General features: G+C 52.0%; 24 protein-coding genes. 15 read left to right on the top strand and 9 right to left on the bottom strand.

From position 1 onward, the window contains the following. Nucleotides 1–57: 57 nt before the first annotated feature. The gene (locus B9Z32_RS06000; RefSeq protein WP_233248099.1) at nt 58–360 is read right to left on the bottom strand and encodes a TIGR03643 family protein; all 303 of its coding nucleotides are present in this window, start codon (nt 358–360) and stop codon (nt 58–60) included. 71 nt (nt 361–431) lie between these two features. On the opposite strand from B9Z32_RS06000, the gene B9Z32_RS05995 reads away from it, so the two are divergent. The 3 genes from B9Z32_RS05995 to B9Z32_RS05985 are packed head-to-tail and all read left to right on the top strand — an operon-like array spanning nt 432 to nt 2,762. Continuing rightward, the gene (locus B9Z32_RS05995) at nt 432–611 is read left to right on the top strand and encodes a DUF2256 domain-containing protein (RefSeq protein ID WP_199219951.1); all 180 of its coding nucleotides are present in this window, start codon (nt 432–434) and stop codon (nt 609–611) included. After that, nucleotides 604–2,151: a cryptochrome/photolyase family protein gene (locus B9Z32_RS05990; RefSeq protein ID WP_108421035.1), complete on the top strand. Its 1,548-nt coding sequence runs from the start codon at nt 604–606 to the stop codon at nt 2,149–2,151. The genes B9Z32_RS05995 and B9Z32_RS05990 overlap by 8 nt, the downstream gene beginning before the upstream one ends. Then, the gene (locus tag B9Z32_RS05985) at nt 2,148–2,762 is read left to right on the top strand and encodes a flavin reductase family protein (RefSeq protein ID WP_108420371.1); all 615 of its coding nucleotides are present in this window, start codon (nt 2,148–2,150) and stop codon (nt 2,760–2,762) included. The genes B9Z32_RS05990 and B9Z32_RS05985 overlap by 4 nt, the downstream gene beginning before the upstream one ends. Before the next feature lie 20 nt (nt 2,763–2,782). On the opposite strand, the gene B9Z32_RS05980 is transcribed toward B9Z32_RS05985, so the two are convergent. Genes B9Z32_RS05980 through B9Z32_RS05970 form a run of 3 tightly spaced genes read right to left on the bottom strand, consistent with a single transcriptional unit; the run spans nt 2,783 to nt 4,911 of the window. Further along, nucleotides 2,783–3,166: a hypothetical protein gene (locus B9Z32_RS05980; protein WP_108420370.1), complete on the bottom strand. Its 384-nt coding sequence runs from the start codon at nt 3,164–3,166 to the stop codon at nt 2,783–2,785. Between the two features lie 44 nt (nt 3,167–3,210). Beyond that, nucleotides 3,211–3,954 (bottom strand): FadR/GntR family transcriptional regulator, encoded by a 744-nt coding sequence (locus B9Z32_RS05975; protein ID WP_108420369.1) that lies wholly within the window; start codon nt 3,952–3,954, stop codon nt 3,211–3,213. Between the two features lie 12 nt (nt 3,955–3,966). Continuing rightward, nucleotides 3,967–4,911, bottom strand: a complete 945-nt coding sequence (locus tag B9Z32_RS05970; protein WP_108420368.1) for a 2-hydroxyacid dehydrogenase — start codon at nt 4,909–4,911, stop codon at nt 3,967–3,969. A gap of 174 nt (nt 4,912–5,085) precedes the next feature. Here B9Z32_RS05970 and B9Z32_RS05965 point away from each other — a divergent pair, with 174 nt between their 5' ends. From B9Z32_RS05965 to gloA, 5 genes are all read left to right on the top strand, one after another. Then, complete coding sequence (locus tag B9Z32_RS05965) at nt 5,086–6,822, top strand: IlvD/Edd family dehydratase (RefSeq protein WP_108420367.1); 1,737 nt, start codon at nt 5,086–5,088, stop codon at nt 6,820–6,822. Nucleotides 6,823–6,856: 34 nt separating this feature from the next. Continuing rightward, the gene (gene denD / locus B9Z32_RS05960) at nt 6,857–7,861 is read left to right on the top strand and encodes a D-erythronate dehydrogenase (RefSeq protein ID WP_108420366.1); all 1,005 of its coding nucleotides are present in this window, start codon (nt 6,857–6,859) and stop codon (nt 7,859–7,861) included. A gap of 2 nt (nt 7,862–7,863) precedes the next feature. Further along, nucleotides 7,864–8,775 (top strand): 2-dehydro-3-deoxygalactonokinase, encoded by a 912-nt coding sequence (locus B9Z32_RS05955; RefSeq protein ID WP_108420365.1) that lies wholly within the window; start codon nt 7,864–7,866, stop codon nt 8,773–8,775. Nucleotides 8,776–8,779: 4 nt separating this feature from the next. After that, nucleotides 8,780–9,415, top strand: coding sequence for a 2-dehydro-3-deoxy-6-phosphogalactonate aldolase (locus B9Z32_RS05950; protein WP_108420364.1), 636 nt, complete (start codon nt 8,780–8,782; stop codon nt 9,413–9,415). A gap of 92 nt (nt 9,416–9,507) precedes the next feature. Continuing rightward, on the top strand, nt 9,508–9,897 hold the full coding sequence (gene gloA / locus B9Z32_RS05945) for a lactoylglutathione lyase (RefSeq protein ID WP_108420363.1): 390 nt from the start codon (nt 9,508–9,510) through the stop codon (nt 9,895–9,897). Here gloA and eda read toward each other — a convergent pair. Then, nucleotides 9,879–10,535 carry a bifunctional 4-hydroxy-2-oxoglutarate aldolase/2-dehydro-3-deoxy-phosphogluconate aldolase gene (eda, locus tag B9Z32_RS05940; protein WP_108420362.1) on the bottom strand — a complete coding sequence of 219 codons (657 nt, stop codon included), beginning with the start codon at nt 10,533–10,535 and terminating at the stop codon, nt 9,879–9,881. The two genes, gloA and eda, sit on opposite strands and share 19 nt — an antisense overlap. Beyond that, nucleotides 10,526–12,373, bottom strand: coding sequence for a phosphogluconate dehydratase (gene edd / locus B9Z32_RS05935; protein ID WP_108420361.1), 1,848 nt, complete (start codon nt 12,371–12,373; stop codon nt 10,526–10,528). Before edd ends, eda begins: the two co-directional genes overlap by 10 nt. A gap of 181 nt (nt 12,374–12,554) precedes the next feature. Here edd and B9Z32_RS05930 point away from each other — a divergent pair, with 181 nt between their 5' ends. After that, nucleotides 12,555–13,157: a gamma-glutamylcyclotransferase gene (locus tag B9Z32_RS05930; protein ID WP_369909832.1), complete on the top strand. Its 603-nt coding sequence runs from the start codon at nt 12,555–12,557 to the stop codon at nt 13,155–13,157. Nucleotides 13,158–13,159: 2 nt separating this feature from the next. Then, nucleotides 13,160–13,792: a pyridoxamine 5'-phosphate oxidase gene (gene pdxH, locus B9Z32_RS05925; protein ID WP_108420360.1), complete on the top strand. Its 633-nt coding sequence runs from the start codon at nt 13,160–13,162 to the stop codon at nt 13,790–13,792. A gap of 29 nt (nt 13,793–13,821) precedes the next feature. Here pdxH and B9Z32_RS14255 read toward each other — a convergent pair whose 3' ends face one another. The 3 genes from B9Z32_RS14255 to msrA form a co-directional block, all read right to left on the bottom strand. Further along, a complete protein-coding gene (locus tag B9Z32_RS14255) occupies nt 13,822–15,885 on the bottom strand; it encodes a TonB-dependent receptor (RefSeq protein ID WP_108420359.1) in 2,064 nt (687 codons plus the stop codon). Nucleotides 15,886–15,949: 64 nt separating this feature from the next. Further along, complete coding sequence (locus B9Z32_RS05915) at nt 15,950–16,279, bottom strand: hypothetical protein (RefSeq protein ID WP_146179459.1); 330 nt, start codon at nt 16,277–16,279, stop codon at nt 15,950–15,952. An 18-nt stretch (nt 16,280–16,297) separates the two neighbouring features. Next, nucleotides 16,298–16,849 carry a peptide-methionine (S)-S-oxide reductase MsrA gene (gene msrA / locus B9Z32_RS05910; protein WP_108420357.1) on the bottom strand — a complete coding sequence of 184 codons (552 nt, stop codon included), beginning with the start codon at nt 16,847–16,849 and terminating at the stop codon, nt 16,298–16,300. A 113-nt stretch (nt 16,850–16,962) separates the two neighbouring features. On the opposite strand from msrA, the gene B9Z32_RS05905 reads away from it, so the two are divergent. From B9Z32_RS05905 to B9Z32_RS05885, 5 genes are all read left to right on the top strand, one after another. After that, nucleotides 16,963–18,150, top strand: a complete 1,188-nt coding sequence (locus B9Z32_RS05905; RefSeq protein ID WP_108420356.1) for an acyl-CoA dehydrogenase — start codon at nt 16,963–16,965, stop codon at nt 18,148–18,150. 126 nt (nt 18,151–18,276) lie between these two features. Next, on the top strand, nt 18,277–18,927 hold the full coding sequence (locus tag B9Z32_RS05900) for a TetR/AcrR family transcriptional regulator (RefSeq protein WP_233248097.1): 651 nt from the start codon (nt 18,277–18,279) through the stop codon (nt 18,925–18,927). Next, the gene (locus B9Z32_RS05895) at nt 18,924–20,075 is read left to right on the top strand and encodes an efflux RND transporter periplasmic adaptor subunit (RefSeq protein WP_108420355.1); all 1,152 of its coding nucleotides are present in this window, start codon (nt 18,924–18,926) and stop codon (nt 20,073–20,075) included. Before B9Z32_RS05900 ends, B9Z32_RS05895 begins: the two co-directional genes overlap by 4 nt. 9 nt (nt 20,076–20,084) lie before the next feature. Further along, on the top strand, nt 20,085–23,285 hold the full coding sequence (locus B9Z32_RS05890) for an efflux RND transporter permease subunit (RefSeq protein WP_108420354.1): 3,201 nt from the start codon (nt 20,085–20,087) through the stop codon (nt 23,283–23,285). Between the two features lie 32 nt (nt 23,286–23,317). After that, nucleotides 23,318–23,983: a protein-L-isoaspartate O-methyltransferase gene (locus tag B9Z32_RS05885; protein WP_108420353.1), complete on the top strand. Its 666-nt coding sequence runs from the start codon at nt 23,318–23,320 to the stop codon at nt 23,981–23,983. Nucleotides 23,984–23,994 lie beyond the last annotated feature (11 nt).

Genomic DNA, 23,994 nt, shown 5'->3' with positions numbered 1-23,994 from the left:
TCACCTCTACTTCGAACCTGCTTCAGCGCTTGTCCGTTAGCGCTTGTCCATTAGCGCTTAAAAGTTAGCACGTCGATGATCTGCAATGGCCCGGTCATCGAAGTTCATGTCGGGGCTGCGCAAAGCACGGTGTTTTGTCACCCTGCCTCGCATTCTGGCTCGCCACATTTTGAATGAGCTTGCGCTTAGTTCGGCGCGCATGATTTTGATCACACCGGACTCGGTCACGCCCGTTCTTTCAAAAATGGTTTCGAAAGTGGTGCGATCCTCCCAAGCCATTTGAATCACAGCAGACACGTCACCAGCACTGAGCGGCGTTGAAGTTTGAGACGATTTAGGCATGGTGGCGGGTGAATTCACACAGGTCGATGAGCTAGGGACATTATCTAGCAGGCCTGCAAACACCCCCAACTTACCGCCACAATATCCCTATGAAAACCTCTTTCAAAGGCAACAAGCAAAGCCTGCCCAGCAAGCCCTGTACCGTTTGTGGCCGGGAAATGACCTGGCGCAAAGCTTGGGCCAAAAACTGGGAACAAGTTTTGTACTGCTCAGACGCTTGCAGAAAGAACAAGTCGACTGCCCCAACAGGAAACCGTGCCCATGGCTAATGCGCTGCGTCACTTGGTTTTAATTTTGGGCGACCAATTGAATTTGGACGCACTTGCTTTGGCAGACTTCGATCCCACACAAGATGCCATTTGGATGGCTGAAGTGATGGAGGAGTCAACCCACGTTGCTTCTTCCAAACAACGGAGCACTTTGTTTCTCAGTGCCATGCGTCATTTCGCACAAACCATCAAAGAAAAAGATTGGCCTCTTCACTACACCCAGCTAGACGACGCCCACAACACAGGCACCTTGGCAAGAGAATTAGACAAGGCCATCAAAGCATTGAAGCCCAAGCAGCTTGTGATGACGGCACCTGGCGAGTGGCGTGTTTTGCAAAACTTGCGCAGCATTGCCAAGAAAAATAATCTGTCTTTAGAGATTCACGACGACACCTATTTCTTTAGCACCGTGCGCGATTTTGCAGAACATGCCAAGGGTCGCAAGCAACTGCGACAAGAATTTTTCTACCGTGAGTTACGGCAAAAAACGGGCATCTTGATGGACGGCAAAAAGCCCGTTGGCGGTCAATGGAACTTTGACGAAGAAAACCGAGGCAGCTTTGGCAAAGCCGGCCCGGGCATACTGCCTAAGCCTCTGCGGTTTGAACCAGACGACATCACACACAAGGTGATGCAAATGGTCAATGAAAAGCTTGCTGCAAACCCAGGCAATTTAAAAAGCTTTGGCTGGCCTGTAACAAGGGCGCAGGCGCTTGAGGCGCTTGACAGTTTTATTCAATACCGTTTGCCATCCTTTGGCCTTTACCAAGATGCCATGTGGGAAGGAGAAGTTTGGCTTTACCACTCACACATTGCCAGCGCCTTGAATTTGAAACTGCTGAAGCCCCAAGAAGTGGTGAGCGCTGCAGAAAAGGCCTACCAGCAAGGTCATGCGCCACTGCCCGCCGTAGAAGGATTTGTTCGCCAAATTTTGGGCTGGCGAGAATACGTGAGGGGCATTTACTGGACCCAAATGCCAGACTATTTAGAACGCAATGAGATGCAGGCGACAGCCCAGCTACCCGCGTTTTACTGGACAGGCGACACTGACATGGCATGTCTTCGGGATGCCATCTCGCAAACGCTGAACCATGGCTATGCCCACCACATACAACGCCTGATGGTCACGGGTCTGTTTGCCTTGCTGTTAGGTGTACACCCCAAAGAAGTGCATGCTTGGTACTTAGGCGTTTATGTCGATGCCGTAGAGTGGGTGGAGCTTCCTAACACTTTGGGCATGAGCCAGTTTGCCGATGGCGGCGTCATGGCCAGCAAGCCCTATGTGGCAAGTGGCAAATACATCGACCGCATGAGCAACCACTGCAAAGGCTGCCGCTTCAATCCAGCTTTGTCCACCGGCGAAACGGCCTGCCCTTTCACCACACTGTATTGGGACTATCTAAACAGACACGTTGATGTATTGGCCAAGAATCCACGCATGCTGATGCAATTGAAAAACCTCAACCGACTTTCAGATGACGAGCGACAGGCCATTGCAGCGCAAGCAAAATCTTTGAAAAACTCATTATTCAAATCATGACTCATTTTTACGAACCCAAGCTGGGCCATCAACTTAAGCACGATCCCTTTAATGCCATTGTGGGACCCCGCCCCATTGGTTGGATTTCTAGCCAAAGTGCAGATGGTGTTTTAAACCTCGCACCCTACAGTTTTTTCAATGCCTTCAATTACGTGCCACCGCTCATTGGTTTTTCTAGCATTGGGCGCAAAGACTCGCTCAACAACATTGAAGCCACAGGCGAGTTTGTTTGGAATTTGGTGACGCAACCCCAAGTTGAAGCCATGAATCAAACCTGCAAAGCAGTGCCGCCGGAGGTAAGTGAATTTGAAATTGCAGGCTTGTCTACAGCCCCCTCACGCTTGGTCAGTGTGCCCAGAGTGGCTGAGAGTCCTGTGAGTTTTGAATGCCGCTGCACGCAAATTTTGCAGATGAAAAATTTGCAAGGTGAATCGATTGAAACCTGGATGATCTTTGGCGAGGTGATTGGCGTTCACATCGAAGAACGCTTAATCAGCAATGGCATTTATGACACGGCCAATGCCCAGCACGTGATGCGTGGCGGCGGTCCTGCCGACTACTTCAGCATCGGACCGGAGCAACTGTTTAAGTTGTATCGCCCTGCAAACTAACTGAAAAGCTTTTGGGCGAGTCAATCCTTGAGAAATAAAGTTCTCAAGGGCACATCGCCCACTTGCCGACTCCAGTGGCCATGCACATTGGGGTCAAATGTGGCCCCTTCAGGCAAAGTGTCTGCCGAATAGAAATGCTCACCCGCGTTGAACACACGTGAGCTGCCATCTTGCAAACCAATTTCCATCTGCCCTGACAAAATAAACACCCACTGTGGTTTGCCCGTCGTATGGAACTGACTTCTAAATCCAACCGGACTGTAACGAAGTTGATAACCCTCAGCTGCAAAAATTTCGGACAACTGACTTTGCGGATTGCCCGCCTCCATCGGCAAGGTTTCTTCTTTAAATCGAGCTTTGCCATCAGTGTCTGTGAACAACACCACTTTGGTGAAATTTGTCATGATGATTTTCTGAAAAAAATGAAATAGATCAGCGCATTGCAGCTTCACTGCGCTTTGATAAGTTTGGCAGGCCCCGACAGAGTGGGCAGTTTGCGCCGCGACGTTAAAACGTGCTCCATATCATGGTGCGCCTCTTCAATTAACACGCGGATGGCTTTTTCTGCTTTGTCGGGGTTCTTGGCAATGACTGCATCCAACACCGCTTTGTGCAAAGGCAAAGCTTCTTTAGGTGCATCTTTGCGCGTGGTCGAAATTTCAAAGCTGGTTCGCAGCAAGGCGCCCAAGGCCTTGCTCATTTGAACAATCATTCGGTTGTGCGAGGCCACCAACATGCCTGTGTGAAAGTGCATGTCGTGAGTGACGTAGTCACCACCCTCCTCGATGGCTTTTTTCATACCTGCATAAGCAGCAGACACGCCCTGAATGTCGGCGGCCGTAGCGCGTTGTGCGGCCAAACGCACAGCGGCCGGTTCAACCACTTTGCGCAGTTCTTGAAGGTCGCGTAAAAATTCGGCTGTCAGCCCCGCTTTGGCTTGCCATGCAATGACATCCGGATCAAACCAATTCCATTGCTCCTCAGTCAACACACGCGTGCCCACCTTAGGGCCTGTAACAATCAGGCCCTTGGCCACCAACGATTTGACAGACTCGCGAATCACGGTGCGACTCACGCCCAGTTGCTCGCACAGAACAGGTTCTGGCGGCAAGCTGCCGCCCACGGGATACTTGCCGCTGACGATGGCCTCACCTAAAAAGTCAACCGTGTTGCCGTGAACGTTTTTGATCATTCGAAGTCAAGCTCAAGGACGGCATTCTGGAACAGGCGTAATTATTGGCTGACCCGACATGTGCGCATCCAAATTGGCCAAAGCCAATGCCGACATGGCCTTGCGCGTTTCAACGGTACCGCTGGCAACATGCGGCGTGAGCACCACGTTGTCCAGCTTCCTCAGCTCGGCTGGCACATTGGGCTCGTCCACATACACATCCAGGCCTGCACCCGCAATGGTTTTCTTCTGTAGGGCCTCTATGAGGGCCACTTGATCGACCACCGAACCACGCGCCACATTGACCAAGAAACCTTGGGGTCCAAGGGCCTTCAGCACTTCTGCATTGATGAGGTTGCGAGTGGCAGCGCCGCCGGGCGTGATCACGACCAAGAAATCGACCGCAGCCGCTAGCGCCGTGACATTGGGCACATACTTGTAAGGCACATCAGATCGCTGATGGCGTGTGTTGTAGCTGATGTCCATGTCAAATGCAGCCGCTCGCTTGGCAATGGCTTGACCAATTCGGCCCATGCCAACAATACCCAATTTGGCACCGGTGAGTTTGCGAGTGAGAGGGAATGGACCGTCTAACCAATCGGCATTGCGGGTAAAGCGATCGGCTGCAGGAATTTTGCGAGCAACCGCCAAAAGCAAGCCCAAGGCCAAATCGGCCACATCATCGTTGAGCACTTCAGGTGTGTGTGACACCATGATGCCGCGCTTTTTGGCAGCAGCGACATCAATGCCGTCGTAACCTACACCGCACACAGAAATCATTTCCAGCGCCGGGAAAAGCGCCATGTAACTCGCATCAATTTTGGACTCGCCACCGCCTACCAAAGCACGCACTCGTCCAAAAACTTGACGATCCCGAATGTGGTCGCGCTCATGAACCACATACTTCTCTTGTAAACCGGTGGTTAAAAAAGGAGGTATGCGGGAAGTCACAACGATTTCAGGGTGGTGAATGCTCATGATGAAGGTCTCCGAGTGCCAAAGAAGCTCGCCTTAAGGGCGATTGAATTGAGGGTTTGCACGAGTGCCAATGTCTGCCAAAAGGATTTCAAAAGCGACTCAATTACCTTATCATCATACGATAATATTGATTACAAACAATCGCCTATAACCCCTCCACCACAGAAAATCACCATGACCCAAAGTCCCAAGAAAAAAACCGAAGACCTGCGCAGCCAACAATGGTTTGGTCGCCAAGACCGTGATGGCTTCGCTTATCGAAGCTGGGTCAAAGGCAAAGGCGTGCCACACGACCAATTTGACGGTCGCCCCGTCATTGGTATTTGCAACACCTTCAGCGAACTCACGCCTTGCAACTCGCACTTTCGGACCTTGGCTGAGCAAGTGAAAATTGGCGTCTACGAAGCCGGTGGTTTCCCCCTTGAATTTCCAGTCATGTCTTTGGGTGAAACACTTTTGCGCCCCACAGCCATGTTGTATCGCAACCTCGCCTCTATGGACGTGGAAGAAAGCATTCGCGGCAACCCCATCGATGGCGTGGTGCTCTTAATGGGCTGCGACAAAACCACACCTTCATTGCTCATGGGTGCATCCAGCGTTGACTTGCCCACCATTGGTATTTCGGGCGGCCCTATGCTGAATGGCAAATGGCGCGGCCAAGAACTGGGCTCTGGCACTGGCTTGTGGAGCATGAGCGAACAAGTGCGCGCAGGCACCCTCAAACTGCAGGACTTCTTTGAAGCCGAGAGCTGCATGCACCGCAGCCACGGCCACTGCATGACCATGGGCACAGCCAGCACCATGGCCAGCATGGTGGAGTCCTTGGGCATTGGCTTGCCTGGCAATGCAGCCTACCCTGCCGTTGATGGCCGCCGCAACGTGTTGGCACGCGAATCTGGCCGACGCATTGTCGACATGGTTCACCAAGATGTGAAAATTTCTCAAATTCTCACACGCAAAGCATTCGAAAACGCCATCTGCACTTTGGCAGCCATTGGTGGCTCAACCAATGCGGTCATTCACTTGATTGCCATCGCGCGCCGACTGAACATCAACCTGACCATTGACGACTTCGAAAAACTGGGCAGCGAATTGCCCAATATTTTGAACCTGCAACCCTCTGGCGATCACCTCATGGAAGACTTTTGTTATGCCGGCGGCTTGCCAGTGGTGATGAAAGAAATTCAGCAGTATTTGCACAATGACATCGTGACCGTGAGTGGCAAGACGGTGGCCGAAAACGTGGCCAGCGCTGAGAACTACGATCCACGTGTGATTAAAACTGTGGCTGCACCTTTCAAAGAAAAAGCAGGCATCGCCATCTTGCGGGGCAATTTAGCACCTCGCGGTGCCGTGATCAAACCCAGCGCGGCCACGCCTGCACTCATGGTGCACACAGGGCGCGCGGTGGTGTTTGAAGACAGCGATGATTTCCACAAACGCATTGACGATGAGTCTTTGGATGTCGATGAAACCTGCATTTTGGTTTTGAAGAACTGCGGCCCCAAGGGCTACCCCGGCATGGCCGAAGTGGGCAACATGCCACTGCCCCCCAAGGTCTTGCGCAAAGGCATTACCGACATGGTGCGAATCAGCGATGCGCGCATGAGTGGCACGGCCTATGGCACCGTGGTGTTGCACACCACGCCAGAAGCAGCCGATGGCGGGCCTTTGGCGGTGGTTCAAAATGGCGACATGATTGAACTCAATGTGCCCGAGCGCAGAATGCAATTGTTAATTAGCGATGAAGAAATGAAAGCCCGATTGGCCAAATGGGTTCGCCCAGAGCCACCTTTGAAGTCTGGTTATTGGAAGTTGTATGTCGATACGGTGCTCCAGGCCGACGAAGGCTGCGACTTTGATTTCTTGGTGGGTCAGCGCGGCTCATTTGTTCCAAAAGACAATCACTGATCTCAATCTGTTCACATTTTAAAAAGTACGCATCATGAAATTACTCATTACCGGTGGCGCAGGATTTTTGGGCGCACGCTTGGCCCGCGAAATTCTCAAAAAAGGAGAACTCAACGGCCGACAAGTGACCGAAATTCACATTGCCGACTTGTTTCCAGCGCCTGCCGATTTGTTGGCAAACCCCCGAGTCAAAGGGCACGCTGGCCCCTTGTTGGAGCAAGGCGCTTTGTTTCAAAGCGGTTTTGATGGCGTGTTTCATTTGGCCTCTGCGGTTTCTGGCGAATGTGAGCAAGATTTTGACTTGGGCATGCGCTCTAACCTCGACAGCACGCGCCTGTTGCTCGAAGGATTGCGCAAAGCCGGCAATGTGCCGCGCATGGTGTTTGCAAGCTCTGTGGCCGTGTTTGGCCCAGACCCCAGCAATCCCATGCCCGACATCGTGGCTGACAACACATTGCCCTCACCTCAAACCTCTTACGGCACCCACAAACTCATGCTGGAGTATTTGCTGGCCGATTTCACACGCAAGGGTTACGTTGATGGCCGTGCCGCACGCTTGATGACCGTCACCATCAGGCCAGGCAAACCCAATGGCGCAGCGTCTTCTTTCTTCAGCGGCATCATTCGCGAGCCCTTGGCAGGCATGCCGTCTGTTTGCCCGGTTGACGAAAATGTGTCGCACTCTGTTTCTTCGCCTAGCAACACCATCAAGGGCTTGATCACTGTGTTTGAAGCCAGCCGTGAAGCCATGCAAGGCCGCTTGGCACTGAACCTGCCTGGTCTCAACGTTACCGTCAAAGAAATGTTGCAGGCCTTGGAAGAAGTGGCCGGACCCGCCGTTCGTCAACACGTAACCTTTGTCCGCGATGAACACATTGCAGGCATTGTGGCCAATTGGGCCAAAGCGGGTTCAGCACAACGTGCAGCGGCTTTGGGTTTGAAGCCCGATGCGTCGTTCAAAGAAGTCATCAAGCAATACATTGAAGATTGCAAGCTGCCCTACTACCCCTCGCATGCACTGGATGGCTTGAAGAAGTAAGCATGAGCCGCAAGCTTCTGGCTGTCGATTGGGGCACCTCCTCCTTAAGGGGTGCGCTCATCAGCAGCGATGGCGTGGTGCTCGACAAACGTGCCTTCCCGCAGGGCATCATGCAAGTGGCTCATGGGCAGTTTCAACATGTTTTTGAACAACGCTTTGGCGATTGGATGACTGGCGAAACGCTTTGTCTTATTTCTGGCATGGCGGGTAGCCGACAAGGCTGGCGAGAAGCACCCTATTGCCCATGCCCCAGCGGCTTTGAAGATATCGCGCAGCACCTTCAATGGATTGAAAAAGACCGTATTGGCATTGTGCCGGGCTTGTCCACGTTCAATGACCAGACGCCCGATGTGATGCGCGGCGAAGAGATTCAAATATTTGGTGCTCTGAGCAATTTGCAAATAGCAGACGCTGAATTTGTTTTGCCCGGCACACACAGCAAGTGGGCCATGGTGGTGGGTGGCCACATTCAGTCGTTCAAAACATTCATGACAGGTGAGTTTTACGGGCTGCTAAGTCAGCATTCCATTTTGGCCAAAACATGCTTACCCGATGCACCATGGAAAAAGGAAGTTTTTCTGGAAGGCGTCATGCAAAGTCAAAAGTCGGGGGGCTTGTTGCATCACGCTTTTTCAGCCAGAAGCTTGGCCTTGTTTGAAAAACTAAATCCAGCTCAATCTAGCAGCTATGTTTCTGGCCTTCTCATTGGAGAAGAAATTAAGTCAGCCCGGTCGCAACAAACTGGCGCAAGCACACCCCTGTTTATCTTGGGCAACAGCCAACTGACCCAGCGCTATGCCTGCGCACTCGCAGCCCTTGAAATTCAAGCCCAATCTCTCACGGATGAAATCACTTGGAGTGGCCTTTGGTCCTTGGCGCATCATTTGTTGCCAAATGATTTCAGTGTAAGCTAAGCCAATGACCGCTCTGCTCGATCAATTTCATTCTCACATGACGCGCTTGCCGCTGATGGCTATTTTGCGCGGTCTGAAACCTGAGGAAGCATTGGCCGTAGGCCAAGCCATTGTGAGTTCCGGTTTTCACATTTTGGAAGTGCCCCTCAATTCACCCGAGCCGCTTCGCAGCATTCAAATTTTGTCCGAAGCTTTTCCCAGGGCACTGATTGGCGCAGGCACCGTGACCACCGCACAGCAAGTTAGAGACATCAAAGCGGCAGGCGGACAATTGATCATCTCGCCGCACCTCGATGACAACGTCGTGTGTGAAGCCGTCAATTTGGGTTTGATTTCGCTGCCAGGTGTGGCAACACCCACAGAAGCTTTTCGCGCTCTGGCGCTAGGTGCCCATGGCTTGAAGTTGTTTCCGTCTGAGATGATCAGCCCTGCGGTGGTCAAGTCAATGAGGGCGGTATTGCCCAAAGACGTGAAGCTCATTCCGGTTGGCGGCATTGGTTTGCACAACATGGCAGCGTATCGCCAAAGCGGTGCCTCAGGATTTGGTCTTGGATCTGCATTGTTTGCACCTGGCAAATCGGCTGAAGCTGTGGGCGAATCGGCAGAAGCCTTTGTTCAGACTTGGCACAATATGCAATGAGCACCATGAACAAAGCGAGCTATATTCAAATTTGAATTTTCACAACTTCAGATTTTTTTCAAAAGATTTTTTTACATCACACCCTCTAAATTATGAGACTCCTCCACACCATGCTTCGCGTTGGCAACCTTCAACGCTCAATCGATTTTTACACTCAGGTGATGGGCATGAAATTGCTCAAAACCACTGAGAACCCAGAGTACAAATACTCATTGGCCTTTGTGGGTTACGGCAGCAACCCAGACCATGCAGAGCTTGAGCTTACCTACAACTGGGGGGTTGAGAGTTATGAAATGGGCACGGCTTACGGGCATTTGGCCATTGCTGTACCCGATGCCTACGAAGCCTGTGAAAAAATTCGACACGCAGGTGGCAAGGTCACGCGCGAGGCAGGACCTGTTAAAGGCGGGACCACGGTCATTGCATTCATCACCGACCCCGACGGCTACAAAGTAGAACTGATTCAGCGCAACTTTAGCTGACAGGCCTCTCGGGCCAGCTTTTCAATGCGGGCCCAATCTCCTTTGGCCAATGCCTCTGCAGGCACCAACCAAGAACCACCCACGCACGCCACATTGGGCAGGCTCAAAAACTCTGAAGCATTTTGCGCCGTCACGCCGCCCGTTGGGCAAAAGCGCACGTCAAAGAATGGGCCACCCCAAGCTTTCAACATGGCAGAGCCACCTGCCTGCATGGCAGGGAAAAACTTTAACTCGGTGTACCCATCTTCTTGCGCCATCATGATTTCGCTGCCAGTGGCCACACCGGGCAACAAAGACAAGCCAACATCGCGACAGGCTTGACCCACAGAGGGGATATAACCAGGACTTACTGCAAACTTGGCGCCCGCATTGGCAGCCGCTTTGGCATCGGACGCGTTGCGCACAGTGCCTGCGCCAACAATGGCTTCCGGCACTTCTTTGGCAATGGCTTCGATGCAAGCCAAAGCTTGAGAAGTACGCAAGGTCACCTCCAACATTCGAATGCCACCGGCCACCAAAGCGCGCGCCATGGGCACTGCGTGGACCACATCGTTTAAAACAATCACAGGAATCACAGGCGCATCTTGCATGACTTGCAAGGCGGTGAATGGTGGCGTCTTTGTGGTGTTCAAAGCCATGTGCAGGCCCCCTCTTCAGCTTTGAGCGCATGCTTTCGCAAATTGGCAAACAACTCTCTTCCAATACCGCGGCTGTTTGCCGCTTGCAGCTCAGGGGGCAAGGTAGCGGGTATTCGGGCATTCCAAGTTTCTTCATCAATCAAAACTTGCAAGGTGCCGGCCACTGCGTCCAAGCGAATCACATCGCCATCCAACACGCGCGCCAAAGCACCGCCAGCAGCCGCTTCTGGTGAAACATGAATGGCTGCTGGTACTTTTCCAGAAGCACCACTCATGCGGCCATCTGTGACCAGCGCCACTTTAAAGCCCTGTCCTTGCAGAACAGCGAGTGACGGTGTGAGCTTGTGCAACTCAGGCATGCCGTTGGCTTGAGGTCCCTGCCAGCGCACCACACACACTACGTCTTTGTTCAAGCTGCCAGCTTTGAAAGCAGCCAACAATTCTTCTTGAGAATTAAACACCTGAGCAGGCGCTTCAATGACATGGCACGCTTCAGGCACCGCCGATACTTTGATCACACTGCGACCCAGATTGCCTTGCAACAAGCGCAAACCACCCGTGACGCTAAAAGGCGATGTTGCAGGGCGAACCACGGTCTCATCTTTTGAAACTCCCAGTTTTTCCCAAGCCAGTTGACCATTGGCCTCAACAGGCCTCTGTGTGAATTCCCGAATACCACCAGCACGAACTGTCAGCACATCTGGATGCATATAGCCTGCATCTAACAACTCCCGAATGACATACCCTGGCCCACCCGCTGCTTGAAATTGATTGACGTCCGCACTGCCATTGGGATAAATGCGCGTAAGCAATGGCACCACATTTGACAATTCAGAAAAATCATCCCAGTCAATGATCAATCCAGCAGCGCGGGCCACGGCCACCCAGTGAATCAGGTGGTTGGTAGAGCCGCCTGTGGCCAGCAAAGCCACCATGGCATTGACGATGCAACGCTCGTCCACCAATTGGCCGATTGGCGTGAAGTTTTTGGCTTTCACCAACTGCAGCACGGTGCGCACTGACTCCCTTGTGAGTTCGTTGCGCAGGCCGTCTCCCGGGTTTACAAAGGCGGTTCCGGGCACATGCAAACCCATGGCTTCGAGCAGCATTTGATTGCTGTTGGCTGTGCCGTAAAAAGTGCAAGTGCCCTCGCTATGGTAAGCCGCAGACTCTGCTTTCAACAATTCTGTGCGGTCTACCAAACCTTGAGCGGCCAGTTCACGCACCTTGGATTTTTCATTGTTAGACAAGCCGCTGCCCATGGGCCCAGCAGGAACAAACACAGTGGGCAAATGGCCAAAATGCAAAGCACCAATCAAGAGGCCCGGCACAATTTTGTCGCACACCCCCAACATGAGTGCCGCGTCAAAAACATCGTGACTCAAAGACACAGCAGTCGACATGGCAATCACATCGCGGCTGAACAAGCTGAGCTCCATGCCAGGCGTGCCTTGCGTCACACCATCGCACATGGCCGGCACACCCCCCGCCACTTGCGCGGTTGCGCCCCACTTTCTGGCCTCGTCTTTGATTAAGTCTGGGTAATGTTGCAAGGGGGCATGCGCCGACAGCAAATCGTTGTAGGCATTGACCACGCCTATGTTGGGGCCACGCGCTGTAGCACTCACCACAGTAATGCTGGCCAAACCAGATGCCCGCGATTTGTCGGCAGCTGGCATCGCGGCAAAAGCATGCGCCACATTGGCACAGCCAAGCCGATCTGCGCCAGATTCTCGATCAGCCGCCGCATTGACCTGTTCGAGGTAAGCGGCCCGTGTCGATTGGCTTCGCAGCGCTATGCGGGCGGTCACTTTGGCTACGGTTGCATTCAAGGTCATAGGCAATCTGATTTCAGGTGAAATTGAACATGTAACTTTGTTACAAGCAGAATAGTAACTCGTCAAGCGTGGCTTTGGGAGACTTCAAGTTACAGACTGGTTACGAATTTTGAATGATCAGTTTCAAAAAAGCACATGTTTGCCCTCAAAATTGAAGGCATTCATTTCAAAGACACCCTTGATTCCAAGCTTTTCCGCCACTGACAATCGCTCTGACCAAGCCTTTTGCGAGCCTACCCAAGAGGCCTTGCTCAAGCATTGGCCGCGTTCTCAAGATTTATGGGTCTTTGGGTATGCCTCGCTCATTTGGCGACCTGAGTTTGACATTCTGGAGCAATACAAGACGAAGGTACAAGGCTGGCACCGCGCACTCAAAATGTGGAGTCGTTTGAATCGGGGAACACCTGAGTGTCCGGGCTTGGTTTTTGCCTTGTTGTCTGGTGGCAGCTGCCAAGGCATGGTGTTTAGAACACCAGCACAAAAAGTGGCGCAAACCATCGAACAACTCTGGTTTCGTGAAATGCCCAACAATGTTTACACCACCCGGTGGTTGCAATGCCCTACCCCTCAAGGGCCAGTCAATGCGCTGGCCTTTACCTTGCCCAGAAGCAGCCCTAGTTATACGGGCACCTTATCCCCTGCGCAATATCAACATATCTTTCGAAATGCCACTGGGCGCTACGGCACTACCTTAGACTACGCGCAAGAAACTTTGAACAGCTTGAAACAACACGGCATTCACGACAAGGCTCTTGAAGCTTTGTTGCAGCATGCCAAGGACTGACCATGAACATCGCCGATTTGCGCAAAAGTTATGAAAAAGCAGAGCTGAGTGAAGACGCCTCGGCAGCCGATCCGCTAAAACAATTTGAGCGTTGGCTGAATGAAGCCATTCAATCGGAAGTACCCGAACCCAATGCCATGACCGTGGCCACTGTGGCCAGCAACATGCGCCCTAGCACGCGCGTAGTCCTCATTAAAGGCTATGACGAACGCGGCATAGTTTGGTACACCAACTACGACTCACGCAAAGGCAAAGAGCTTGCTGGCAACCCCTATGCTGCCTTGCAATTTCACTGGGTCGAGTTAGAGCGAGTGGTGCGCATTGAAGGCCGAATGGAAAAAATAAGCGATGCAGAAAGCGACGCCTACTTTCACAGCCGCCCCCTAGATTCGCGCATTGGCGCATGGGCCTCTCCCCAAAGTCAGGTCATCGATGGCCGAGGCGTGTTGGTGACCAACGCAGCTAAGTATGCGGCTCAATTCATGCTGAACCCGCCACGCCCACCCCATTGGGGGGGCTATCGTTTGGTGCCCGATGAGTGGCAATTTTGGCAAGGTCGCAAAAGCCGATTGCACGATCGCTTGCGCTATCGCTTGAACGAAGGCAATTGGCTTCGCGAACGCTTGGCGCCTTAAGTTAGTTCTTAACTTAGCTAGCGCTTAATTTAAAAAGAGGCCAGTACGCCCAACTTCACGCTTCGACCCGGCAATGGCGCTTTTCCAGGTGCTGTCGAGGTCAAGATGGACGTGGCGCTGTAGGCCCACTGGTTGCTTAGGTTGTCAACCCTTGCAAACCAATTGAGCACACTGCCCGACACTTTTTGCTTGTAAGCCACATGGCCATGCCAGAGCGTGAATGCGGGTGTTGTCAAACTTCCTTCGGGCACCCTATTTTGGGCAGCATGCCAATCAAACCCTAGGTGTGAGCTCCACGCGCCAGAAGCATGGACCAAACCGGCCCCCAAGCGCAGAGGGGCAATTCGCGGCATGGCATCGTTGGTGTTGAGATTGATCGCACGCACAGCATCTGCCCGCCATGTTAAATCCAAGGTACCTGCAGATTGCGCTAAGCGCCATTGGCCTGAAGTTTCAAAACCTGAAAACTTGGCGCGCACACCTTGATAGACCTGCACGGGTAAGTCTTCTTCCACTTCCGAAGTGCCAAGAAGTCCAATGAAGTTACCAAAGCGACTTTGGAATGCGGTCAACTTCATCTGATGCGCACCCTTTTGCCAAAGAGCCGAAACATCCATGCTGTTGGCTTTTTCTAAACCAAGCCCAGATTGACCTCGTTCCCAAGCCGCTGTGGCAATGTGCGGGCCATTGGCAAAGAGTTCATAGTCTCGGGGTGCTCTTTCAGTACGCGACACGTTGGCGCTCAAACGCCAATTGGGCAGCCACTGCCATGAGGAGGCCATGGCATAACTTTGAGGTGAGAATTTGCGGGTTCCCAATTCAAATCGATCGACATTGGGATCTGGATTGCCCAGCGACTGAACTGACACTTGCTCTCGGCGAATACCCAGATTGACACTGGCCTTGCCAAGTGAAAACTCCTCAATGGCAAACAATGCTTGTGTTCGGCTGTGACTCAAAGGAACAAAAGCCTCAGATCCGTCAGCCGAGAATCGTGCTTGCTCAGACTGCCAACCCCAAACGCCCTCCCAGGTTCCAGCACCTGTTTTCCATGGCTTGTGTCGGAGCTGAACACGCCCGTCATGGCCCTTGTTGGCAAACACAGTACCCGCTTCAGCACCTTCAAATTCGGTGTGCTGATAACGGGTCTGGCTGGCTTGCCAATTGACACTTCTGAGGAAGCCACTTGTTGGGCGCCAAGCCCCCTCCAAAGCCGCGCGGTCTGATTTCATGCCAATGGTGACCTCGTCTTCAGCCACTGTGCCATATTGGCTCTTGTAGGTTTGCAATGACAAGCCCACAAAGCCTTGATCGAAGAACAAACTGGCGCCTGCAGCACCGCCGCTGGCGTTGTTGGCCGAGTTGCAAATGCGCTTGGCGAGTTCGGGGGAGCCTGCTTTGGTGCATGTCAAAGCCTGTGGCACTTTGACATCTTTTGAATTGCGATCAAACGCATCAACGTGCAAGACCCAAGAGCCAAAACCAGTTTCAAGCAAAGCGCCTTTTGACACTTCCTGATTGCCCGAAGCGCCTTGCAATTGAATCTTGCCCAAAACACCTTGCATCGGATTTCGAGGAATGCGGTTGTCAATGACATTGACCACACCACCAATGGCACTGCCGCCATATTGCAATGCGGCGGGGCCTCTCAAAACTTCAATGCGTTCGACCGACAACACATCGAGGGGTACTGCATGGTCATAACTGAGCGAAGAGGCATCTAAGCTGGCGCCACTGTTGCTCAACACGCGAATGCGATCGCCATCCAGGCCCCGCACAATGGGGCGGCTGGCATTGGGTCCGAAGTAAGTGCTGCTCACACCGGGCAAGTTGTTGAGCGTTTCGCCCAAAGTACTTTGTCCTTGCTGGGTTAAGTTCATGCCCGACAAGCTGCTGACATTGTTGGTGCTTTCAGACCTTGAAAGTGGGTTACCCGTGATGACAACTTCTGAGACAGTTTGAGCGATGGTTTGAGCGATGGCTAGAGGTGCAAAGACAGACGAGGTCATGGCCATCAAAGCCAACACGGAGAAAGATGTGTGACGTGAAAAAGGCGTGCGCCGCCCACTATTTTGGGAAGAAATGAAAGACATGGAAATCCTTTGAAAAAAAAGAAGCGCCCTTTCCGCTTAGGAAAGGGAAGCAAATGACAACTGTTCAAAGGAAAAAAGGCGGCGCGCGGGCAGAGAAACAATGGGCTGGTGTTTGAATGCTTTTCTCAAACAAAACCCATTGATAGGAGAAGAAAGCCTGTGAAGCAGCAAACGACACTTGATGGCCAACAGGCGCTTCACCAGAACCCAAGTGGTCTAGTGCAACACACGAAAGTGAACCTTCTTCATGGTCACTGAATAAGACCGATTGAACTTCTAGGTCGCAATCGTGGGCATGCAATATTTGGTGGACCCGCCCTATCGCGGGCGCCACCAAGACAGCGCTGATCAGCAGCGCTTGAATTACACGAACAAAAAACGACTGCAGCTTCACTTGGTCTTCACTTAAATTTCACTTGGGCTTAACCCAATCAGAGAAAGTTTTCTTGAACTTCCATACTTTGGGGGCAGCCACCGCCAAGCAGTAGCCCTGGGTTGGATTGCGTTCAAAGAAGTCTTGATGGTATTCCTCAGCTGCGCTGTAATTTTGCAAAGGCAAGACTTCTGTCACGACTGCCGAATCGAACACGTTTTCGGCGTCAATTTCGGCAATGAGCGATTTGGCCACTTCGGCCTGAGCTGGTGTGGTGAAGTAGACACCGCTTCTGTACTGAGTACCTCGGTCATTTCCCTGCCGATTGAGCGTGGTGGGATCGTGAATGACAAAGAAAATTTCGAGCAAGGTTCGCGTGTTGATAATTTGCGGATCGTAAGTTAGCCTAACCACCTCGTTGTGGCCGGTATCGCCACCACAAACCTGCTCGTAAGTGGGGTTGATGGTTCGACCGTTGCAATAACCCGACTCGACATCCAGCACCCCCTTGACTTGAACATAGACTGCCTCAGTGCACCAAAAGCAACCGCCGCCGAGGACCAAGATTTCAGATTGTGATGGTAGTGTCATGGGCTGATTGTCTCTCAAATTCATGCCGAGAGGTCTTTTTAACAGGACATCCGCATGGGACATTTCGCATAGCGATAAAATACGGCATCTTTTATCTTTCACGGATTCAAATCATGAAGCCCTCCTTCCAATGGCAAGACCCCTTTCTCCTTAACTCACAGTTGAGCGACGACGAAAGAGCCATCGTTGATGCAGCTCATGACTTCTGCCAAGAAAAATTGCAGACCCGTGTTTTGATGGCTGCGCGGCATGAAAAGTTTGATCGCGAAATCATGAACGAGTTTGGCAGCATGGGCTTCTTGGGCTCCACCATTGAGGGCTATGGTTGCGCCGGTTTGAACTACGTCAGCTATGGCTTGGTAGCCAGAGAGGTTGAGCGAGTAGACAGCGGCTATCGCAGCGCCATGAGCGTTCAAAGTTCTTTGGTCATGCACCCCATTAACGAATACGGCTCTGAAGCCCAACGCCAAAAATACCTGCCCAAATTGGCCACTGGTGAATGGGTGGGTTGCTTTGGCCTCACCGAACCCAACCACGGCTCCGACCCTGCCAGCATGATCACCCGCGCCAAACCTGTCGACGGTGGTTTCATCATGAAGGGCGCCAAGATGTGGATTACCAATTCGCCAATCGCCGATGTGTTTGTGGTGTGGGCCAAATTAGAAGGCGAAGGCGATGGTCAATCGGCCATTCGCGGCTTCATTTTGGAAAAAGGCATGAAGGGTCTCACGGCCCCGAAAATTGAAGGCAAGATGAGCTTGCGCGCCAGCATCACAGGCGAAATTGTCATGGACGATGTGTTTGTGCCTGAAGGCAATATGTTGCCCAATGTATCTGGTTTGAAAGGTCCTTTTGGTTGCTTGAACAAAGCTCGCTATGGCATTGCATGGGGTGCTTTGGGTGCAGCAGAAGACTGCTGGCACCGCGCCCGCCAATACACCATGGACCGCGTTCAATTTGGCCGCCCCTTGGCACAAAACCAATTGATCCAAAAGAAATTGGCCGATATGCAAACTGAAATCAGTTTGGGTTTGCAAGGCTGCTTGCGAGTTGGCCGTTTGATGGACGAAGGTCAATCTGTGCCAGAGATGATCAGCCTGATCAAGCGCAACAGCTGCGGCAAGGCCTTGGATGTGGCTCGGATGGCGCGCGACATGCATGGCGGCAACGGCATTCACGACGAATACCATGTCATTCGCCACATGATCAACTTGGAAACAGTCAACACCTACGAAGGCACACACGATGTGCACGCCCTCATTTTGGGTCGCGCTCAAACAGGTTTGCAAGCTTTTTATTGATCTTTGATTCAAATCAAACTCGCTGCAAAAGACTGCCTCGGGCGGTCTTTTTTTCATTTCAAAACACCCTGCTTCTTGACGGGCCGTGACTTGCGGCTTATATTACTAACCATTGAGTCATTAAACGTGTCTGAATTCCTCCTTACCCCCAAAAGAGAGCGCCGCAAGCAGCACCGCCCAGGTGAACTGTTGGAGGCTGCGCTCGATTTGTTTGTGGAAAAAGGATTTGCTGCCACCAAGTCGGAAGAAGTTGCTGCCAAGGCAGGCGTCTCAAAAGGCACCCTGTTTTTGTACTTTCCAAGCAAAGAAGAATTGTTCAAAGCTGTGGTTCGTGAAAACGTGGTCAAAACAGTCAATGAAGGGGCTTTGGAAGTTGCCAATTTCAAAGGCTCTTGCTCTGAATTGCTCAAAACATTGATGATGGAATGGTGGCGCAGATACGGCGCCACCAAGGCATCGGGCATTACCAAATTGATCAGCAACGAGGCCCACCACTTTCCAGATTTGGCGGCGTTTTATCAAGAGGAAGTGATCGACCCTGCCACGCGTTTGCTCCAAGATATTTTGGAGCGCGGCCGCGCAACGGGAGAATTTCATGACTTCGACACGGCCCATACCGCCACCGTGGTCATTGCGCCCATGCTGTTTTTGATCATGTCTAAAAACACCTACGGTATTTGTCTGTCGGGCTCGGATCAAACCACCCCTGAAAATCTCATTGCACAACACGCTGATTTGATCGTGCGTGGACTTTGCACCAACCCGAAAACACAATGATTTCAAAAAAACTGGGCCTCAGCATTTTCGTTCTGGCATTGGCTGGCGTCATTGCTGTGGGCCTTCAAAAAGGCTGGATTGGCAAGCGCGTCACGCCAACTGAGATGGCAAAAAGCAGTGGCCCTGTGAGCATCGAGTTATCGGCAAATGACATTGCCGTGGCCCAAACGATGACCATGACGCAAGGTGTGCGCGTCACAGGCACGCTCAAAGCGGTGCGCACTGCCATGGTCAAAGCACGTGTTGCGGGTGAACTTGTGATGCTAGAAGTGCGCGAGGGCGACCCCGTGAAAATGGGTCAAATTGTGGCGCGGGTTGATAACACCGAATACCTGGCAAGGCAACGCCAAGCGCAGCAACAAGCAGAAGCTGCGCGGGCGCAAGTAGACGTTGCACAGCGTCAATTTGACAACAACAATGCGCTCGTGAACCAAGGCTTTATTTCTAAAACAGCTTTAGACACTTCAATGGCCAACCTGAACGGTGCCAAAGCCAGTTATCAAGCGGCCTTGTCAGCCCTCGATGTCAGCACCAAGGCATTGGACGACAGTGTTTTAAGAGCGCCGATCAATGGTTTGGTTAGTCAACGATTTGTTCAGCCGGGTGAACGGGTTGCCATTGAAGCTCGCATCATTGAAATCATTGATCTGTCCCAATTGGAACTCGAAGCTACGCTCACATCGGCAGAGGCCGTGAATGTCAAAGTAGGACAAATCGCCAAACTGCTTGTGGAAGGTACATCAGAAGAAGTGTCGGCAAGGGTTTTGAGAATCAACCCCAGCACTCAAACTGGCAGCCGCAGTGTCTTGGTCTATTTGGGACTCCAATCGCACCCCCTTCTGCGCCAAGGGGTGTTTGTGCAAGGCAGCTTGGGCACCCAAAAAGTTCAAGCGGTGGTCGTGCCACTTGAAAGTGTTCGATCGGACAAAACCAAACCCTATGTTCAAACGCTGCAAGACAATCAAGTTGTTCACCTGCAAGTAGAACTGGGTGCCAAGGGCGAAGCCGATGGCAAAGCCGTCATGGCTCTGAAAGAAATCAAAGAAGGAACAAAGGTGTTGGCGCCCAGCGCAGGCGCTGTGAGGGATGGCACTTTGATCACGCAGGCTGTAAAAGCTTCTGTTTTGCCTGCAAACACAAAACCTTAAGCCCCGCGCATGTGGTTCACCAAAGTCAGCCTCCAAAATCCGGTCTTCGCGACCATGATCATGCTCGTGTTTGTGGTCATGGGCTTGTTTTCCTTTCAACGCCTCAAGGTTGATCAATTTCCCAACATTGATTTTCCCGTGGTGGTAGTACTCACGGAATACCCTGGCGCCTCCCCCGAAATTGTCGAGAGCGAAGTCTCTAAAAAAATTGAAGAAGGCGTGAACGCCATTGCCGGAATCAACGCGCTCACCTCGCGCAGTTATGAAAATCAATCGGTGGTGGTGATTGAGTTTCAGCTCAATATGGATGGTCGCAAAGCGGCCGATGACGTGCGCGAAAAGGTGGCGAGCATTCGGGCCACTTTGCGCGATGAAGTGAAAGAGCCGCGCATCATTCGATTTGATCCAACCAGCAAGTCAATTTGGTCCTTGGCCGTCATACCTGACACCCAAAAAGACGCGAAGAACACCAACCTGGTTGAGCTGACCAACTACGCAGAACAAACCATTAAAAAGCGATTAGAAAACGTGCGAGGCGTTGGTGCGGTCAATGTCTTGGGAGGCAGCCGAAGAGAAATCAACATCTATTTGAGGCCTGACGCCATGGAGGCCTTGGGTGTCTCGGCTGAGCAAATTGCCTCAGCAGTGCGAAATGAGAATCAAGACTTGCCCGTCGGCGCCTTGCGCTCATTTTCACAAGAACGTGTCATTCAGGTTCAGTCACGCGTGAAGCGACCCGAAGATTTTGCCAACATCATTGTGGCCAGAAAAGGCAGCACCCCTGTCCGCCTCTCGCAAGTTGCGCATGTGAATGATGGCGCCCAAGAAATGGAAAACATGGCGCTTTACAACGGTGAGCGCACATTGATTCTCACAGTACAAAAATCTCAGGATGCCAACACCATCGAAGTGGTTGATGGCTTGATGAGCACCCTTCAAGGTATCAGGGCACAAATGCCTGCCGGCATTCGCTTAGAACCAGTCTCTGATGGCTCGCGCCAAATTCGCGTGTCGGTCGACAACGTTCGCAGAACCCTGATTGAAGGCGCGGTGCTCACCGTCCTCATTGTGTTTTTGTTTTTGAACTCGTGGCGATCAACAGTGATCACTGGCCTGACGCTGCCCATTTCAATCATCGGCACATTCTGGTTCATGAGCATGTTTGGCTTCACCATCAACATGATCACACTCATGGCGCTGTCTTTGTGTGTGGGCTTGCTCATTGACGATGCCATTGTGGTTCGTGAAAACATCGTACGGCATGTGCAAATGGGCAAGAATGCTTACAACGCCGCCATGATAGGCACCCAAGAAATTGGCCTGGCTGTGTTGGCAACCACCTTGTCCATCGTTGCGGTGTTTCTGCCCATTGGCTTCATGGAAGGCATTATTGGCAAGTTCTTTCATGAGTTTGGCATCACCATCGTGGCGGCCGTCTTGATTTCGATGTTTGTGAGTTTCACGCTCGACCCCATGTTGTCCAGTGTTTGGCATGACCCCAGCATTCACCATGCGGGTCAAAACAAGGCGCCAGCAAATTGGTATGACAAATCTTTGGGTCGTGTCACACATTGGTTTGAAGTAAAGACCGATCGAGTTTCAGACCAATATCAAAACATGCTCGCATGGGCTCTTAAGCACAAGCGCAGCACCTTGTTAGCGGCATTCCTCATCTTTGTGGCCAGCGTGTTCATGGTAAGGCTCTTGGGAACAGAGTTTGTACCCAAAGGCGACTACTCAGAAACCACACTCACCTTTCAAACACCCGTGGGGACTTCGCTCGAAAGCACTGCTTTGAAGGCCCAACAAGTTGAACAAATAGTGCGTGAGTTTCCAGAAGTGAAATACACCCTGACGGGCATGAACACCCCCAATGCACAAGGCAAAAACAACGCCAGCATTTACATTCGTTTGGTAGACCGAAAACTGCGTGAGCGCAGCGTAGAAGAAATTGCCACCCAACTGCGTGAGCGTTTGAGCAAGGTTGCGGGCATCACTGTGACTCACGTTGGAACCCTAGATGCCGTGGGCGGTAGCAAGCAAATTGAATTTTCTCTTCAAGGTCCTGACCAACGTGAGTTAGAGCGCCTGACCTTGCTGATTCTGGAAAAGGTTCGCAACATTCCTGGCCTTGTCGATTTAGATTCCAGCGTCAAACCCAACAAGCCCTCCATTGCCATCAAGGTGCTGCCAGAGTCTGCGGCCGATCTTGGCCTCAGTGTTGCACCCATCTCTAGCGCGCTGCGAACACTGATTGCCGGCCAAACAGTGGGCAATTGGCGAGCCCCCGACGATCAGACCTACGACGTCAAAGTAAGGCTTGCCCCTGAATACCGCAACAGCCCCCAGGATTTAGAGCGTCTTTCCTTCAGTCTGCCTGCACCCGACGGCTCATCTCGCACGGTTCGACTGGGTCAAATTGCGCAGATTCAAGAAACAACGGGTTCGAATCAAATCAACCGGCGCGATTTGATGCGCGAGGTTTCGATCAACGCCAATTCATCCAAAAGATCAGCCGGTGAGATTTCGAACGACATTCGAAAAATTCTAGACACTGTGGCCTGGCCGCCTGGTTATCGCTACCAATTTGGTGGCTCTACCAAAAGCATGAACGAATCATTTCAATATGCCATCACAGCGCTGATCATGGCCGTGATTTTCATTTACATGATTTTGGCCAGCCAGTTCAAGAGTTTCTTACAACCCATTGCCCTCATGACGGCCCTGCCCCTGACTTTGATTGGCGTGGTGTTGGCACTCATGGCATTTGGGTCTGCTCTTTCCATGTTCTCTGTGATAGGCGTGGTGATGCTAATGGGCCTGGTCACCAAAAACGCCATTTTGTTGGTCGATTTTGCAATCAGGGCGCGTGAAGGCAGCGTGTCTGATTCAGGTCAGCCCATTGCTGGCCTCAGCCGTCATGACGCTCTGTTGATGGCGGCCAAAGTCCGGCTTCGGCCCATTTTGATGACAACTTTGGCCATGATTTTCGGCATGATCCCCCTGGCATTCGCTATTACGGAGGGCTCAGAACAAAGAGCTCCCATGGGCCAGGCCGTGATCGGTGGGGTCATCACCTCTTCCATACTCACGCTGGTGGTGGTCCCCGTGATGTATTGCTACATGGACGATTTGAGTGAGTTTTTGAAAAGGCTTTGGTCTGGCAAGCAAAAATCGCCGTCTGATGCTTCTGCAGAAGCTAAAATATAAGTTGCTGGATTTAGATACCCCCTGGAGTAGAAATGAACAACGATATCGCCCGATTCAACATGATCGAACAGCAAATCCGTCCTTGGGAAGTCTTAGATGGCGCAGTTTTGTCACTGTTATCCGTGGTGAAGCGCGAAAACTTTGCACCCATGGCGCACAAAGCTTTGGCTTTTGTCGACATGGAGATTCCCCTCAAAGATGGCAACCAAACTGGCCAAGTCATGTTGCCTCCCCGTGTTGAAGCCCGTTTATTGCAAGATGCCGATGTGAAGCGCACCGACAAAGTGTTGGAAGTTGGCACAGGCTCTGGCTACATGGCTGCGCTTTTGGCTCACCAAGCTGCCAGTGTTTTAAGTTTTGAACTCGACGCCACCTTGGCCCAGCAAGCACGCACCAATTTGCAAGCGGCAGGCATTCACAATGTCGAAGTTCGACAAGCCGATGGCAGTCAAGGCGCTCCTTCAGATGGCCCATTTGACGTCATCATGCTAAGCGGTTCTGTTCCCAATGTCCCACAAGTGTTGCTAAACCAATTGAGCATTGGCGGTCGTTTGTTGGCGGTTGTTGGCGAAGACCCTGTCATGCGTGCCAGCGTCATTACCCGCACTTCCGACCAACAGTGGCAAACCTCTGAGCCATGGGACACCATGGCTCCCCGCCTTCAAGGCTTTCCCGAGCACAATCGATTTTCTTTCTAAAACGATTGTCA

Origin of the sequence: Limnohabitans sp. MMS-10A-178 (assembly GCF_003063375.1) — a bacterium.
Lineage (GTDB): Bacteria > Pseudomonadota > Gammaproteobacteria > Burkholderiales > Burkholderiaceae_C > Limnohabitans_A.
Note: the sequence above shows the minus strand (reverse complement) of the source record. Positions and strands in the feature narration are given on the sequence as shown.